Genomic DNA, 15,639 nt, shown 5'->3' with positions numbered 1-15,639 from the left:
ACTGTAGATATTGTTGTATATAATACATATATCAAATTAAATAGCTAACGTATTGTAACGTTTTATTACCCAGTCCCAACTATTACCAGTAGTTGGGACTAAAACGTATTATGAACATTATATCATTAAAAAAGAACATATAAAAGATATTATAATCCCACTAAAAACCTTTTATAAACAGTTGACGATGATCTTGTCAACTGTTTATAAAAGGTTTTTTAAGACTGCTCAAGCTCCCTTTATAAAAGTATTTATGATAAAATTTATTTATAAAGGGTTGATAAAGTGTTTATAAAGGGTTGATAAAGTGTTTATAAAGGGTTGAAGATATGAAGAGCGTTAAAGAAATAAGTGAAGAATTGGAAGTTAGTAAACAGACTGTATTTAATAATATAAAAAGATTGAATATAGAAACAGTAAAACAGGATAATACTTCATTCATTAAAAATGATGTTGATGTAGAAAAAATCATTCAAAGAGTAATCAGAAATAAAAAGAAATATGGCTTTGAAAGTACTAATATAAGTTCAGAGAAAGTTAAAACAGATAATAAAAAAAACGAATCTAAATATGATGTTCAAATAATTGAACTACTCGAAAAGCAAATAGATACTTTAAATAAACAACTTGAAAAACAAGAAAAACGTCATGAAACGACAATAGAATTTTATAGAAAAGAATTACAAGAAAGGTCGAAATTACTTGAAAACCAACAAGTATTAGCATTAGAAAGTAATAAAAAGATTCAAAAACTAGAAAGCCAATTAGAAGAAGAAAGACAGCTTAATTATTCTTTTGATACAGCGACGAATAATAGACAAAATATTGATCCGCAAGAAGCAACTTTTACTGAAGAATCACAAAATATCAATCAACAACAAACAAAGTGTCAACCAACAGAAGTAAATTACAAGGATATAGCCGAAGAGAAAGAGAATGACAGTACAAATGAAGGTGAATTAATAAAAGAAGATAAGTTCGTTGAAGAAACGAAGAGTGATCCTGACGATAATAAGGAGGTAGAACCACCTAAAAAAGGATTTTGGAGTCGATTCTTCGGTAATTAAAAATGAATGTAAAAGGTGTATCAAGGGTTTATAAACCCTTGATACACCTTTTATAGTGCTGGAACTTCTGATAATCATCGATTATGTAAATTATGATTAAAAAAAGAGCATATGATATATGCTCTTTTTTTAATTTTTTCTTTTGGTAAAGAGATGATAAGCAATTCCGAATTCATCTTTAACATATCCGTAACCTTCCGTGTAAAATTTCGGAGCAAAAGGTAATAAAATTTCAGAGCCTAATTCAACGAATTTATCATAAATTCTCTTTGTGTCTTCGACATTTTCGAATGTCACACACAAAGAAACATTATTTCCTTTAGTAATTGGAAGTCCTTCAGTATCATCTGCAATCATTAATTTCACATCACCAAATAAAATAACACATTGATCAATTTTTTCTAAATCTCTTTCATCAACATCTTTACGCGCTTCTAATGGTCTATCTTTTATTCTTTGTATATAAACTGTATTTGCATTAAATAATTCTTCTAAGCGTATTCTTAATTTTTCTGCATTATTAGTGATTAAAAAATATGGACTAACTTCAAAATTCATATATTTTCCTCCTTCAATAATTTGTTATATAGTTATAATATTACTTAAAGGTGTCAGTTATAGACACCGAAAGGAAAATTTATGAATAAAACTATCAGACTTTATAATCTAATAGAATTTTGTAATAATAATCGAAATTTCAAATTAAAAGATGTAATGGAAGAATTTAAGATTTCAAAAAGTACAGCTTTGAGAGATATTAAAGATATTCAAGAACTAGGGGTGCCTTTATACAGTAATGGAGGAAAGAATGGAGGATATAAAGTTATTAGAAAGGCTCATATCACAAGAATTGATTTAAATGATGAAGAAATTAAATCTTTATATTTTGCTTTGTCGAGTATTTCTAATTTAAAAAGTCTCCCATTTTCATCTGAATATACAAGTATAGTAAATAAAATATATAACAATTCTACAGAAGTGCAAAAATCGATTATTAATCAATACAAAAATATGTTTGAATACTTTAATGTTGAAATAGGAAACGAATATTCTAATGATATTTTTAAGAAAGTTATAAATTTTACAGTACTTAAAAAGCAATTCACTTTAGCTTATGGATCTAAACAACTTACTTATATTTATCAAGGGATAGGGTTAACATATAAGAATAATGTGTGGTATTTTGTGACGGCGAATGTTAACACTAAAATCGTGAGATTATTTAACTTAAATAAAATTGAGGAGATATATGAAACAACATTTGTGGATGAAATCCCAAATATTAATATGAAAAATTACAAACAGTACTTAATAAGAAACGAATCCAAAATAAATATAACTATTGAATGTAATGAAATAGGAGTAGATTTATTACAAAATCATCTGTGGTCTAATATTACTATAGATAAGTTAGATGATACATATATATTAAAAATAGGCATAAATAAAGAAGATGTGAACTTTGTCTCAAAAATCATTATATCTTGTGGCAAAAATGTAAAGGTTTTAAGCCCAGAGAGTTTGCGTAATAATATAAAACAAGACTTACAAGAGATTTTAGATTATTATTAAATGGATATGATATACACTTTTAGTTCCTATAACACTTTATTATGTAAACTAAAGTATTTCAAATAATTAACTGTATTAATACTCTCATCATGATTGCGTTATAAACGATCGTTTTTGACATATGAATTTGGAATGTTTAATACACATACAAAAATGTATGTGTATTATTTTTACTCTATGACAAAAAAACTTTACATTAAGTAAATTTTATTTTACAATTCATATAAAGAGGTGAAGCTATTGGCTAAATTTGAAAGTGGAGAATTAACGAACCAACTTAAAATTTTAAGGGCAAAATTCGATATATCTCAAAATGAGTTAGCTAATCAAGTAGGCGTCAGTCGACAAACAATTAACTCTATTGAAAAAAATAAATATAGCCCTTCACTTGTATTAGCATTTAAATTATCAAGACTATTTAACGTAACAATAGAAGAAATCTTTAACTATAAGGAGTAGATACTATGAGTTATACCGTTTCTATATTATTAGCAATATTTGCAGTAATAACAGGGGGATTGATGGTGGCAGTAGCGATGTTTGCAAAAAGAAATAATGATGAAAGAGGAACGATGATTATAAATCAAGCATATGCCTATGGGTTTGTCACTTGTCTTGTATTACTTGTAATAACTGAAGTATTAGCATCTATATATTCTTGGTCAGCACAAACAATATTAAACATAATTATATTAATAATCTCTTTAAGCGCCTTACTTGTTTCGATATCAGTATTCGCCATACACCAAAAAACTTCATAAATAAAAAAAAACAATGACTATTAAGAAAAGAGAGAACATTTTTGTTCTCTCTTTTCTTGTTTTAATATTAAAATCTCAGAATAATTGATCACCATAAGTTTTCAGACGCTGTGAGAAGCTCTCATTTGCATTGACATCCCATTTATCAAGATAATCCCTTATCATGTTTAATTCTATAAACTGTCTGTCTTGTAATATTAACCTCTTTCGCAATCTTACTAATTGCTTTCCCTTCTTCTAACATTTCGACAACTCGATGATAGATAACACGTTTCTGAGGATCTTTTGCGTTCGGTGAATAAAGTAAAGGGCGCCCTTTATATACCCCTTTGTATTTCGCAACTTGGATACCTTGAGCTTGTCGACGTTTACTTTCATTTCTCTCTTGTTCTGAAACCATTGCTAAAATTTGAACGATTAAATCTTTCATAAACTTATCTAGTAATGGATTACCAATAACTTCATTCATCATAGGTAAACTTGTAATCATTAACTGAACGTCTTTTTCTTTTAAGTAATTCACAGTTTCAATAATTTCATCATAATTACGTCCTAAACGATCAATAGACTCCACAACGAATCGATCTCCCATTCTTACAAAATTAAGGGCTTCTTGAAATACAGGTCTATTTTCAACTGATTTTCCTGATTGCTTCTCTGTAAAGATTTTCTCTACACCAAGCGTCTTTAAATTATCCAATTGTCTTTCTAAGTTTTGATCTATCGAAGATACTCTCGCATATCCTATAATCATTTATTTTCACTCCACATTTAATATACACCCTAATCATACATGTAGGTTGCTGTAATTTCAACAATCTACTTTGTATGATTAGGGTGTACTCAAAGTATACATATCTATAATTAAAACTTACTAAAAATAAATATTACATGATTTTTAACTTTGCAACAGAGCCATTATTTTTCTATAGACATGTTGACCACCTATTTAGTATTAAGAAAAGGGATATTACCTCTAACAATAGGTAATAAAGATATTAGAGCAATAATAGATAAAATTAAACCGACCCATAATGGAGAAGCTAATCCAAATCCAGCCTCAATAGCGAACCCACCAATCGCAGGACCAAATGTATTTCCTAAATTAATCATCGAATTATGGACACTGGCAACTAATGTACCTGTACCACCAACTCTAGTTACGCGAATGGCTAAAGCAGGATTCATTGATAATCCTACAAAACCAACAGTGATTATTGAAATTACAGCAATCATAGGAAGTTCTGTAAAAAGTCCAAACACCACAAAGGTAACTGTCAAGACGCTAAGTCCTACAACTAAAACTGAAATCATATAAGTATCAGCCAATCGACCCACAATAATATTCCCTATTACCATTGCTATACCATAACCAGCAAGAATATAAGGAACGGTTGTCGATTTAACTCCCGAAATACTAGTTAAAATTGGTGTAAAGTAACTAAATCCTGTAATAATTGCACCTATAACTACCATACTTGTTACATAAGCCGCCCATAAAGAATAATTTTTAAATAAACCAAGTTCTTTTCGAACACTGGTCTGTTCTTGTTGAGCAACAGATGGAATAAAGATATATGCTAATATGCCTGCTAATAAAACTAATAAGGCAATAGTCCAAAAGCTAGCGCGCCATCCAAAATATTGTTCTACCATAATAGTAATTGGAAGACCAGCTGCGGTTGCCAGCATTAAACCACCCAAAACAATGGAAGCAGCACGTCCGCGAGTATGCGCACTCACTAATTGAAAAGCAATCGCCATACATAGACCAAAACAAGCAGCAGAACTAATTCCCGTAATTAAACGTGCTACGAACATTATCTCATAATTAGGTGCCATCGCCCCAAGTATCTGACCTATTAAATACACAAAAGTAAGAGTCAACAGGGCTTTTTTTCGAGCCACTTTAAGTAAAGCTAAGGTAAGTATGGGGCCTCCGATGACCATACCTGCCGAATAAGCTGAAATAAGGTAACCAATAGAAGAGATAGATACGCCAAACTCTTCCGAAAGAACTGGCATTATACCAGCGACCATAAATTCTGATGTTGTTTGTGCAAAAATAAGTAATCCTAATACATAAATTACAAAGGGCATTTAATCAACTCCAATTTCAAATATTTACCTAAAAGTACGAAAAATGATAGAACACTGTTCATTACAAGATGAAATAAATGGAAGGTATATTGTTTCTTTATATGTACAAAGTATTTTGTACTTTATAATAATTATGCCGATCTAAATTCAGATTGAAAAGTAGACATATCTTTCATACTTAGTATGTTAAAAGGTACTAATTCAATCACGTACGATATAATAACTCCTATTTTTTTGTTAAATTATCCATATATACAAAACAAGAAATCTATCAGGCTAATTTATTATTTTTGTTCTTTTCATTTGATATGATTAATATACTTAGTACGAATTTATGATTATACATTGTTATTTTAAAGGGGAGATACTCTGTTGGATGAACAATCAAAATATAGAATTGTTACCACGCTTCAAGTAATTGGTAGTAAGTGGAAGCCTTATATATTATTTATTCTTTTAGTAAAAGGCACAAAACGTTTCGGAGAATTGAGACATTTAATTCCTGAAATAACACAGGGTGTACTAACGCAACAACTTAGAGACTTAGAAAGGGATGGCCTAATCACTCGTGTTGTTTATCACGAAATCCCTCCAAAAGTAGAATATTCTTTATCTAAACATGGAAAATCATTGGAGCCCGTATTAAGTGCTATGTGTGATTGGGGGTTTATCCATGAGGAATTCATAAAGGGAATACGAAAGGAACGGAAATAAAAGTTATACATAGATATATTTGAACTACTCCCCCATTGATGAGAATATAATAAAAATACTTTTTTTAATTACAGAATTAATTAGGTTTTAAGTCTTTCTTTTTTGTTTTTGATCTTTTGCATTCCTATCCACTATGGTGTTATAATATATTTAACAAGAGCTTCGTGCATTATATGCACCAATCCCCTCACTACTCGCAATAGTGAGGGGATTTTTAGGTGTTGGCTAATATCGCCTATTTTTTCTTATTGTTACGTGTACGTAGCCAATGCGTAAATAACGCAACAATACAACCACTGATGACTGTGGTCGTGATGTGAACAAGAGCTTCGACCATCTGATATGCACCTCCTCTCTACGTCTGAATTGACGCCTGAGAGATAGGCGACCTATATATTATATCATCTCCGAATATACGATGATATAAGACTTCCGATAAGTCATTTTATGTTATATCTTTGCTTATTTTTATAGTATCAAGACAAGAAGAAACTCGTTTTCAACTCGTTTCATAAAAGCTAAAAAAGATGTATAACAACTGACCCATCTTCTTTATATTCTTCGCAATCAATATCATATTTTCTTTGAATTTTGTTCTCTTCTTCATCTTCCCAAATACGTTTCCATACGTTTGCAATTTCATCTTTTCCAGAACACTTGTATTCAATACTATTAGCAAAGTCAACTTCGAAAAATTTATCTGACGAAATATCTTCTGTACACAAAGCTAATGAATAATCACCTTTATAATCCGATTCATAATCATGATAAATTGCATATACTTCCCCTTTATAATCATCATTTTTTTTATAAAAAGTATCCCACATCCCTAAAATTTTATTCATAATATCATCATCTTCAAAGTTATTTGTTCTAACAATTTCGTTAACGTACAGCTTCATAAAAAAACCCCTTTTCTTTTTAATTTACTAAAAACATTGCTTTATTCCAATTGCTTTATTGACGTTGAGCCTCGGAACCCTTAACAATCCCAAAACTTGTCGGTTCTGTTGCAAAGTTGAATTTATAATATAATTTTAACAAAAAGGAGTCTTCTGTATGAACTATTTCAGATATAAACAATTTAACAAGGATGTTATCACTGTAGCCGTTGGCTACTATCTAAGATATGCATTGAGCTATCGTGATATATCTGAAATATTAAGAGAACGTGGTGTAAACGTTCATCATTCAACGATCTACCGTTGGGTTCAAGAATATGCCCCAATTTTATATCAAATTTGGAAGAAAAAGCATAAAAAAGCTTATTACAAATGGCGTATTGATGAGACGTATATCAAAATAAAAGGAAAATGGAGCTATTTATATCGTGCCATTGATACAGAGGGACATACATTAGATATTTGGTTGCGTAAGCAACGAGATAATCATTCAGCATATGCGTTTATCAAACGTCTCATTAAACAATTTGGTAAGCCTCAAAAGGTAGTTACAGATCAGGCACCTTCAACGAAGGCAGCAATGGCTAAAATAATTAAAGCTTTTAAACTTAAACCTGACTGTCATTGTACATCGAAATATCTGAATAACCTCATTGAGCAAGATCACCGTCATATTAAAGTAAGAAAGACAAGATATCAAAGTATCAATACGGCAAAGAATACTTTAAAAGGTATTGAATGTATTTACGCTCTATATAAAAAGAACCGTAGGTCTCTTCAGATCTACGGATTTTCCCCATGCCACGAAATTAGCATCATGCTAGCAAGTTAAACGAACACTGACATGATATATTAGTGATTAGCTATATTTTTTACTTTGCAACAGAACCAAAAGCAATATCAAGTAAAATTAAAGCGTCTGAGGGCTTTATGACATTTATTTGGTATATTGCTTATGGATTACCTTATATTGTTGCGATAGGTGGTTTTATTTATCTTTATGAATGGATTAGAAAAAAATTCGAAGTCTTTTTCTAAGGATAAGCACGCTATTATGCCGAGAAAATCTATTTGTCGATGAGAGCCCTTAATTAGACTAAAAGCGCCAGCGGTCGGATAGCGTCAGCTATCAAATCGACCGATGGACAGCTTTAGGATTATTAAGGAGCGCAGAATCGTCGGCAAATAGAGGAATTGGAATAATGCAATAATCTTTAGTATTTTTAAAGAGGAGGTTAGATTTAATATGGCAAACTTTTTCAGAAAATATTCGAACACTTTTTCTTATATGATTATTTTTGGTGTATTCCTGTTTCTTATTATGGGTCCTTTAGGTGCAGCAGCAGGGATAGTAATTGGAATTGCTGTTGGGCAATATGAAGATATGAAAAAAGAAAATAAATAAAGACTTGATCAAATTAGACCAAGCCTTTTGATAGTGTTATATTAATAACAAAATAAAAAAAGAAGTCGCCCACGCCCCTACCAAAGTTTGTGTGCGACTACCTTAAAAAACATTTATGTTTTTGAGTATTTTGTATATCTCGATATTAAACGATATTTATGCATACATCAAGATATATATTTGGGTGGACGACTTCTTTTTAGATAAGGAGTCGATTTTTTTATGAGTAAGGAAAATCATTCAAGCCACTTACAAAATAAGGATTTAGAAATTTTTTCTAAAACCGGCTACTCTAATAGCCGGTTAGGTGTACATATTGATGACACCCCCCCCACCCAAAATTAAGTTTTGATGCGATGACAATCGTTGGGAATTTGAACAAAAATAATGCTAAAAAGCTATCTGAATTTATGAGTGTAGAGCCACAAATACGACTTTGGGATATACTACAAACGAAATTTAAAGCTAAAGCACTGCAAGAAAAAGTTTATATCGAATATGACAAAGTGAAAGCAGATACTTGGGACAGACGTAATATGCGTGTCGAATTTAATCCAAATAAACTTACACATGAAGAAATGATTTGGTTAAAACAAAATATTATCGACTACATGGAAGATGACGGTTTTACGAGATTAGATTTAGCTTTTGATTTTGAAGATGATTTGAGCGATTACTATGCTATGTCAGATAAAGCGTTGAAAAAAACCGTTTTTTACGGAACAAGTGGCATTGCAGAAACAAAGTACTTTGGTTCTCGTGATAGTGATAGATTTATCAGAATTTATAACAAGAAAAAAGAGCGTAAAGACAATGCAGATGTTGAAGTTATGTCTGAACATTTATGGCGTGTAGAAATTGAACTAAAACGAAATATGGTTGATATGTGGAATGGGTGTTTTGACGATTTGCATATATTAAAACCTGATTATACAACAATCGAAAAAGCTACAGAACGCCACACAATTATGGCGTTGTTGTTTGATGAGAATGAGTGGGGAAAATTAGAACGTAGAAGAAAATACAAAATGCGTAAACTTATGACTGAAATATCTCCAATTGATTTAACGGAATTAATGAAATCGACTTTAAAAGCGAACGAAAAACAATTGCAAAAGCAGATTGATTTTTGGCAGCGTGAATTTAGATTTTGGAAGTGAATTAAATTTTATACACGTAAGTGATCATAAAATTTATGAACGTATAGCAACCACATTTTTGGTTGCATAGGTTTTGAATTTGAATTTGGTTTTGAACTATGAGTGGCTAGCATTTTACCACTCATTTTTTGCGTAAGCAAAAACATAAAGGGTATGGGATATAATCCCATCAAGTACGGCGTGCTAGAACGAAGTGGATAGCAAAGCCAGTGCTTGCCAAACCACTATATTACTTGATTAAATTTAGATTATCATATAATCTAAATTTATATTAAGTAATATCTTTCGTAGAAAGCGTGGTGGGATGTATGAGCGAACAAAACCATTTTGTGGCTAGCAACGTAACTGTTGGGCAAAACCATAAACCCAACCGTAAGGAGCCGAAACAAATTAGTTTTCGTGTGAGCGAATCCGAATATTTAAAGTTAAAGCAATCGGCTGACACTTTAAATATGAGTGTGCCTGCTTTCGTTAAGAAAAAGGCACAAGGCAGTCGATTGGTCGCACCTAAATTTGATAAAGAAACGCGACAATCGATTGCCAAAGATTTAAGTATGTTGGGGGCAAACGCAAACCAAATCGCTAAATATTGCAACCAACATCAACATGAAGCACCGAATTATGAAGCATTAGAATATAATATCCATGAATTGCGAGAAAGGTTGGATGACATATGGCAAAGGCTAAAATAAGAATAGTTTCTTTTTTACTCTTATTCATATTTGTAATTACTTATGCTGTTCTTTCTTTCACAACAGATTATATTAATCACAAGTATTCTCTTTTATTTGTATTAGTTTTCGCATTATGGGGCATTTTAACTGATATTTTAACTAAACCGAATAAACGAGATGATAATAGTGGCAACAACTAAATTAAGTGCGACGAAATCAACGTCACGTGCCATCAATTACGCTGAAAAACGGGCTGAAGAAAAAAGTGGCTTAAACTGTGACATAGACTATGCCAAAAGTAGTTTTAAAGCCACACGTGAACTATACGGAAAAACAGGTGACAACGAAGGTCATGTAGTTATCCAGTCATTTAAACCAGGCGAAGTAACCTCAGAACAATGTAATCAACTAGGCTTAGCATTAGCTGAAAAATTCGCAACCAATCATCAAGTGGCTGTTTATACACATTGTGATACTGATCACATACATAATCATATTGTGATTAATGCCGTTAATCTTGAAACAGGTAAAAAGTTCAATAACAACAAGCAAGCCTTACGTGATTTAAGAGACTTTAATGACAACGTATGTCGCGAACATGGCTTAAGCGTGCCAGAAAAAGATACAGCACGCTTACGTTATACACAAACAGAAAAAGCGATTGCTGATCCTAATACAAAATCAACCGCCCAATATTCATGGAAAGATGAAATACGTGAAGCAATCGACCAATCAAAAGCCACAAATATGGACGAATTTAAAGAGCATTTAAGTCAATATGGCATTGAAATTGCACGAGTTACACCTAAGAGCATTACCTATCGACATCTAGCTGAAGATAAAAAAGTCCGTGGCCGTCGATTAGGTGAAGATTATAACAAAGGGGGCATAGAAGATGGCTTTGAAAGACAAATACAACGACAACAGCAAGAACGAGAAGATGACAACGACATCCAGCCAAAACGACCAACTTCAAACCGTGATGAACCAACTCAACGAGATACAGGCGTCACTCAATCAGATTGGGATAAATTCGCCCAAGACACAAATGAGCTTGAGCGTCGCCGACAAGCTGCAGAGTCAGCAAGACTTGCTGATGAAAAGGCTCGAAGAGATCGAGAAGAGAGAGAACGAGCGGAACAAGCGTCACGAACAATTATTGACAACGATAGAGACTATGGCCTTGAACTTTAATCAAGCCACAGAAAAAACCCAAAAAAGATTTATTAGCGTTGCAAAACACTATGTGGAACGTATTAATAACGATAATTTAAAACAAGATTTTCAATCAGCAATCCAACAAGAATTAGAAGATGTGAAATCACAAACACAAAATCTAGTTAAAGAGTTTCAAAATCATCAATCAGACCTACAAAAAGCACATGATGACTATAAAAAAACGCTTGATGAGCGCATCGCAACGAACGAAACGTCAATAAAACAATATGATCAAGCGTTCAATCGTTTAACTAAAGGGATTACAGCGATGTTTTTCATCGTTGCCTTAGTAATGATTACTTTTGTAGTCTTAAGTCCATTAGGCGACTTATTAGGCGTACAACATTTTTATGACTGGATTAACCACGTCTTAAAAACAGGTCATTCACCATGGCGATATCTGATCGTGATGTTTTATTTTGTGCCTTACATCTTATTTAGTTTACTCATATATGCCATTTTTAAGGCGTATGAGCGACTTTAATCTATTTTTTAGGTTAAATATATATTTATACGTAAAGACACTGTATAAAGCTAAAAAAGGAGGAGATTATTTGGTTTTTATAGGTTCTTTTATAGCGATTGCATGTGCTCTATTCGTCATCTTTTATTTACCTTATTCAGAAAAGAAAAACAAAAAGTAATACACGCTATTATGCCGACCATTCGACAAGTTTTGGGTTTGTTAAGGGTTCCGCGGCTCAACGGCAATAAAGTAAAAATCTAAAATCGGTCTTTTCTCGATGTCAAAAAAGCTATAAAGAATAATAAAGCTAAAGGGACAATCAAGAGCAATGTCATTCCAAAAAGTATAATAAGAATTATTCCGACAACTGCATAAACTATGTAACCTAAAAATTTTAAAGCCCAACGCCAGTCTGTAAATATTTTGTATAAAGAAATGATTAAAGTTGCTATAACAATCAATCCTGCAGGTATAACAAAACGTAAATCCATAAAAGTAAAACTTAAAATTATTGCTAATAATATAATTCCGACTGATTGCTCTGGTTCGATATTTTTTATTTTTTCTAACATACAAATCATTCCTAGAAATAGAATTATTTATTTGAGTAGATAGTATCATCTTTTGCGATAGGTTTTCAGTAATATTTTAGAAAACTATTCATACTTGGCTCATATTTGCGTTTTAAGAGCCGTTAAATAGTTTTAGGTAATAAATTTGTATAAATTACCCTTAAATGCTCTAAAAAGTGCCTTAAAATTGCAAATAAAGATATTTTAAACTTTGAGATTTAGTGTGATAGATTTTTTCGGAGAGGTGGTTTTGTTTTGAAAATCTTTTTATATTTTATATACTTTTTTGTTTTGTTTTTTATTTTAAAATCTTTACTTGATTTAGTAATACCAGCAATTGATTTTCATGTATATTTGAACTTGGTTACTGCATTATTTTTTGCACTTTTTATGACACTACTCGATTTTGTATTAAAAAAGAATAAAAAGAGGTAGAACAAGCTATTATGCCGAGAAAATTTATTGTGCATTGAGAAGAACCCTTAATTAAACTGTTTAAACGAATGTCGGTATAGCGTGAGCTATAAAACCGACGAGTCGACAGTTTTAGGGTTTATTAAGGGTTCAGAGGCTCAATGTCAATAAAGCAATTGGAATAATGCATTAAAGGGTAATAACTTAATGATTTTTATAAATAAAAAAGCAACCACAAAAGTGGTTGCTTTCCTTTTTGTCTTTTGAATTTGTGAGGGGCAAAATGCCCCGAACTTTTTAATATCTTTTTATAAATCTTTTTAAAACCTTTTTAGGCACCTTATGATCCTTAGAGCGACAATGGATTTGAGATGCTAAAGGCAACTTTTTGGGTTCTGTTGCAAAGTTGAATTTATAATATAATTTTAACAAAAAGGAGTCTTCTGTATGAACTATTTCAGATATAAACAATTTAACAAGGATGTTATCACTGTAGCCGTTGGCTACTATCTAAGATATGCATTGAGCTATCGTGATATATCTGAAATATTAAGAGAACGTGGTGTAAACGTTCATCATTCAACGATCTACCGTTGAGTTCAAGAATATGCCCCAATTTTATATCAAATTTGGAAGAAAAAGCATAAAAAAGCTTATTACAAATGGCGTATTGATGAGACGTATATCAAAATAAAAGGAAAATGGAGCTATTTATATCGTGCCATTGATACAGAGGGACATACATTAGATATTTGGTTGCGTAAGCAACGAGATAATCATTCAGCATATGCGTTTATCAAACGTCTCATTAAACAATTTGGTAAGCCTCAAAAGGTAGTTACAGATCAGGCACCTTCAACGAAGGCAGCAATGGCTAAAATAATTAAAGCTTTTAAACTTAAACCTGACTGTCATTGTACATCGAAATATCTGAATAACCTCATTGAGCAAGATCACCGTCATATTAAAGTAAGAAAGACAAGATATCAAAGTATCAATACGGCAAAGAATACTTTAAAAGGTATTGAATGTATTTACGCTCTATATAAAAAGAACCGTAGGTCTCTTCAGATCTACGGATTTTCCCCATGCCACGAAATTAGCATCATGCTAGCAAGTTAAACGAACACTGACATGATATATTAGTGATTAGCTATATTTTTTAAAGTTAAAACAGTGCTAAATGATCATTTTATTTTTCATCTTATGCGACATGTTTGAGTCATTATTAAACGAATATAAATATATTATAGAAAAAAATAGGACTAAAACGTTTCTGTTTTAGTCCCACCTGCTTGCTTAACTACAGTTCATTTTCAGATTTACTCAATTGCCATTGAAGATAAAGTTCGACTGCAGTTAAAAGAACATTAACCATTGCCAATGTAACTTTAATCTTTTTCTTATTACTCATATGTGTTCCTCCCTTCTTTAATAGCAGCATTCTATGTTGTGACATTGTGTTGATGTTATTTTGTTATCCCCTCCCTTACTTTCGTTTGATCTAGGTGGTTGCCTTAGCAACCACTTGTAAATTAAAAAGAGAGCATCTTTAAATAGATGCCCTCTAATTAAATCATTATTGATTAAATAAAGAAGTGATTGGTAAATGATCACGTCGTTTATTAAGCGTATGCATTTCAGCGAATTCAGATTTAAGAGATTTCATTAAGTATCCTTGCATGGCTTCAACGGTTTCATTTTTTTGAATAAGTATAGCTTTGAAACGTTTAAGAACATGAAGTATTTCGATTTCCATATCTTCTAACAAGTAATAACTATCAATCGTATTGTTGAAAGATGTTTTGGCTTTTAATAATACAGTTTTAATAATTTCAATTTCAGTTACTTCAAAGTTACTTAGATAGTTTTGAATACTTTGCGGTAGTTCTTCGAGTAATTGGAATTTTAAAGCCTCATTATTAAAGTTTGAATTGTCGTGATTTGAATGATTTGTATGATTATTAGGATATGTTAATTTCTTATCATTCAAATCATCCGTATCATTACTCTCAGTCTTAATATAATCAGTATCATTATAATCAGTATCATTAGGGTCTAAAATTTGGGATTCTGGAGTCCCAAATTTTGAGTTTCTGGAGTCCCAAATTTCGGGATTCTGGAGTCCCAAATTTTGGGACTCCTTGTCATTGTAGGTTATAGATGAGGATTGAATACTTTTTTCTACACTAATATTAGTTTCTATATCATGCAAATATAATTTATTAGGTTTATTAAATCCTGTACGTATTTGTTCAAGTAACCCTACTGCTTGAAGTTCTTTTTTTATTTTAGTAATTGTATTCTTGCTTTTGTCTAATATATTCTGGAGACTTTCATTTGTAAAAATGAAATATATATCCCCATTATCATCGACCCAATTATTTTTAATCGACAAGCTAACTCTATCGTTGAGAATTGCATAAGTAACTTTGGCACTATCACTTAATTTTTTATATTTTTCATTAACAAATAATGCTTTATGTAGCATATAAAAGTTTTGACTTGCTTGATTTTTAATATTTTTACGAGACATAATAAAAAACCTCTTTCCAATTAAATTTGAATAGAGGTAATAAAACATTACAAACCCACATAACTTTTTGACTTGCAA

Annotated in this window: 18 protein-coding genes and 3 pseudogenes; 14 read left to right on the top strand and 7 right to left on the bottom strand. The window is 31.4% G+C overall.

Annotated features, from left to right (window positions below; translation table 11 throughout):
* The first annotated feature begins 329 nt into the window (after positions 1–329).
* Positions 330–1,067 carry a DUF536 domain-containing protein gene (locus ACF3N8_RS11615; RefSeq protein WP_011251343.1) on the top strand — a complete coding sequence of 246 codons (738 nt, stop codon included), beginning with the start codon at positions 330–332 and terminating at the stop codon, positions 1,065–1,067.
* Between the two features lie 129 nt (positions 1,068–1,196).
* Here ACF3N8_RS11615 and ACF3N8_RS11610 read toward each other — a convergent pair whose 3' ends face one another.
* On the bottom strand, positions 1,197–1,625 hold the full coding sequence (locus ACF3N8_RS11610) for a VOC family protein (RefSeq protein ID WP_053033371.1): 429 nt from the start codon (positions 1,623–1,625) through the stop codon (positions 1,197–1,199).
* A gap of 81 nt (positions 1,626–1,706) precedes the next feature.
* Here ACF3N8_RS11610 and ACF3N8_RS11605 point away from each other — a divergent pair, with 81 nt between their 5' ends.
* From ACF3N8_RS11605 to ACF3N8_RS11595, 3 genes are all read left to right on the top strand, one after another.
* Positions 1,707–2,639, top strand: coding sequence for a YafY family protein (locus tag ACF3N8_RS11605; protein WP_059748458.1), 933 nt, complete (start codon positions 1,707–1,709; stop codon positions 2,637–2,639).
* A gap of 240 nt (positions 2,640–2,879) precedes the next feature.
* Positions 2,880–3,098, top strand: coding sequence for a helix-turn-helix transcriptional regulator (locus tag ACF3N8_RS11600; protein ID WP_041080882.1), 219 nt, complete (start codon positions 2,880–2,882; stop codon positions 3,096–3,098).
* A 5-nt stretch (positions 3,099–3,103) separates the two neighbouring features.
* Positions 3,104–3,400, top strand: coding sequence for a hypothetical protein (locus tag ACF3N8_RS11595; RefSeq protein WP_085060839.1), 297 nt, complete (start codon positions 3,104–3,106; stop codon positions 3,398–3,400).
* A 145-nt stretch (positions 3,401–3,545) separates the two neighbouring features.
* On the opposite strand, the gene ACF3N8_RS11590 is transcribed toward ACF3N8_RS11595, so the two are convergent.
* Positions 3,546–4,154 (bottom strand): recombinase family protein, encoded by a 609-nt coding sequence (locus ACF3N8_RS11590; protein ID WP_046838084.1) that lies wholly within the window; start codon positions 4,152–4,154, stop codon positions 3,546–3,548.
* Positions 4,155–4,345: 191 nt separating this feature from the next.
* Positions 4,346–5,500: an MFS transporter gene (locus tag ACF3N8_RS11585; protein ID WP_145431063.1), complete on the bottom strand. Its 1,155-nt coding sequence runs from the start codon at positions 5,498–5,500 to the stop codon at positions 4,346–4,348.
* A gap of 372 nt (positions 5,501–5,872) precedes the next feature.
* On the opposite strand from ACF3N8_RS11585, the gene ACF3N8_RS11580 reads away from it, so the two are divergent.
* Positions 5,873–6,214: a helix-turn-helix domain-containing protein gene (locus ACF3N8_RS11580; protein ID WP_064269183.1), complete on the top strand. Its 342-nt coding sequence runs from the start codon at positions 5,873–5,875 to the stop codon at positions 6,212–6,214.
* 235 nt (positions 6,215–6,449) lie between these two features.
* Here the strand turns inward: ACF3N8_RS11580 and ACF3N8_RS11575 are convergent, their stop codons facing one another.
* The gene (locus ACF3N8_RS11575) at positions 6,450–6,551 is read right to left on the bottom strand and encodes a type I toxin-antitoxin system Fst family toxin (RefSeq protein ID WP_000228874.1); all 102 of its coding nucleotides are present in this window, start codon (positions 6,549–6,551) and stop codon (positions 6,450–6,452) included.
* A gap of 181 nt (positions 6,552–6,732) precedes the next feature.
* The gene (locus tag ACF3N8_RS11570; RefSeq protein ID WP_058714228.1) at positions 6,733–7,116 is read right to left on the bottom strand and encodes an effector binding domain-containing protein; all 384 of its coding nucleotides are present in this window, start codon (positions 7,114–7,116) and stop codon (positions 6,733–6,735) included.
* 157 nt (positions 7,117–7,273) lie between these two features.
* Here ACF3N8_RS11570 and ACF3N8_RS11565 point away from each other — a divergent pair, with 157 nt between their 5' ends.
* From ACF3N8_RS11565 to ACF3N8_RS11535, 7 genes and pseudogenes are all read left to right on the top strand, one after another.
* Positions 7,274–7,948, top strand: a complete 675-nt coding sequence (locus ACF3N8_RS11565) for an IS6 family transposase (protein WP_001105960.1) — start codon at positions 7,274–7,276, stop codon at positions 7,946–7,948.
* Between the two features lie 59 nt (positions 7,949–8,007).
* A pseudogene (locus ACF3N8_RS11560) lies at positions 8,008–8,154 on the top strand (DUF334 domain-containing protein); the annotation flags it as partial.
* A gap of 208 nt (positions 8,155–8,362) precedes the next feature.
* Positions 8,363–8,521, top strand: coding sequence for a hypothetical protein (locus ACF3N8_RS11555; protein ID WP_039990919.1), 159 nt, complete (start codon positions 8,363–8,365; stop codon positions 8,519–8,521).
* Positions 8,522–8,743: 222 nt separating this feature from the next.
* A pseudogene (locus tag ACF3N8_RS11550) lies at positions 8,744–9,681 on the top strand (replication initiation factor domain-containing protein).
* Between the two features lie 308 nt (positions 9,682–9,989).
* On the top strand, positions 9,990–10,373 hold the full coding sequence (locus ACF3N8_RS11545) for a plasmid mobilization protein (RefSeq protein ID WP_392450463.1): 384 nt from the start codon (positions 9,990–9,992) through the stop codon (positions 10,371–10,373).
* A 168-nt stretch (positions 10,374–10,541) separates the two neighbouring features.
* Positions 10,542–11,549, top strand: coding sequence for a relaxase/mobilization nuclease domain-containing protein (locus ACF3N8_RS11540; protein ID WP_392450462.1), 1,008 nt, complete (start codon positions 10,542–10,544; stop codon positions 11,547–11,549).
* Positions 11,533–12,057: a mobilization protein gene (locus ACF3N8_RS11535; RefSeq protein WP_012818146.1), complete on the top strand. Its 525-nt coding sequence runs from the start codon at positions 11,533–11,535 to the stop codon at positions 12,055–12,057. The genes ACF3N8_RS11540 and ACF3N8_RS11535 overlap by 17 nt, the downstream gene beginning before the upstream one ends.
* 239 nt (positions 12,058–12,296) lie before the next feature.
* Here the strand turns inward: ACF3N8_RS11535 and ACF3N8_RS11530 are convergent, their stop codons facing one another.
* Positions 12,297–12,611: a hypothetical protein gene (locus ACF3N8_RS11530; RefSeq protein ID WP_053028216.1), complete on the bottom strand. Its 315-nt coding sequence runs from the start codon at positions 12,609–12,611 to the stop codon at positions 12,297–12,299.
* 255 nt (positions 12,612–12,866) lie between these two features.
* On the opposite strand from ACF3N8_RS11530, the gene ACF3N8_RS11525 reads away from it, so the two are divergent.
* Together ACF3N8_RS11525 and ACF3N8_RS11520 are read left to right on the top strand one after the other, a co-directional pair.
* The gene (locus tag ACF3N8_RS11525) at positions 12,867–13,046 is read left to right on the top strand and encodes a hypothetical protein (RefSeq protein WP_053028217.1); all 180 of its coding nucleotides are present in this window, start codon (positions 12,867–12,869) and stop codon (positions 13,044–13,046) included.
* Between the two features lie 426 nt (positions 13,047–13,472).
* Positions 13,473–14,147: pseudogene (locus tag ACF3N8_RS11520) on the top strand (IS6 family transposase).
* 457 nt (positions 14,148–14,604) lie between these two features.
* On the opposite strand, the gene ACF3N8_RS11515 reads toward ACF3N8_RS11520, so the two are convergent.
* Positions 14,605–15,561 (bottom strand): replication initiator protein A, encoded by a 957-nt coding sequence (locus tag ACF3N8_RS11515; RefSeq protein WP_012817965.1) that lies wholly within the window; start codon positions 15,559–15,561, stop codon positions 14,605–14,607.
* Positions 15,562–15,639 lie beyond the last annotated feature (78 nt).

This window comes from Staphylococcus massiliensis, assembly GCF_043186315.1.
GTDB classification, from domain to species: Bacteria; Bacillota; Bacilli; order Staphylococcales; family Staphylococcaceae; genus Staphylococcus; species Staphylococcus massiliensis.
The sequence above is the reverse complement of the archived record's forward strand: the minus strand, read 5'-3'. Positions and strand labels throughout refer to the sequence as shown.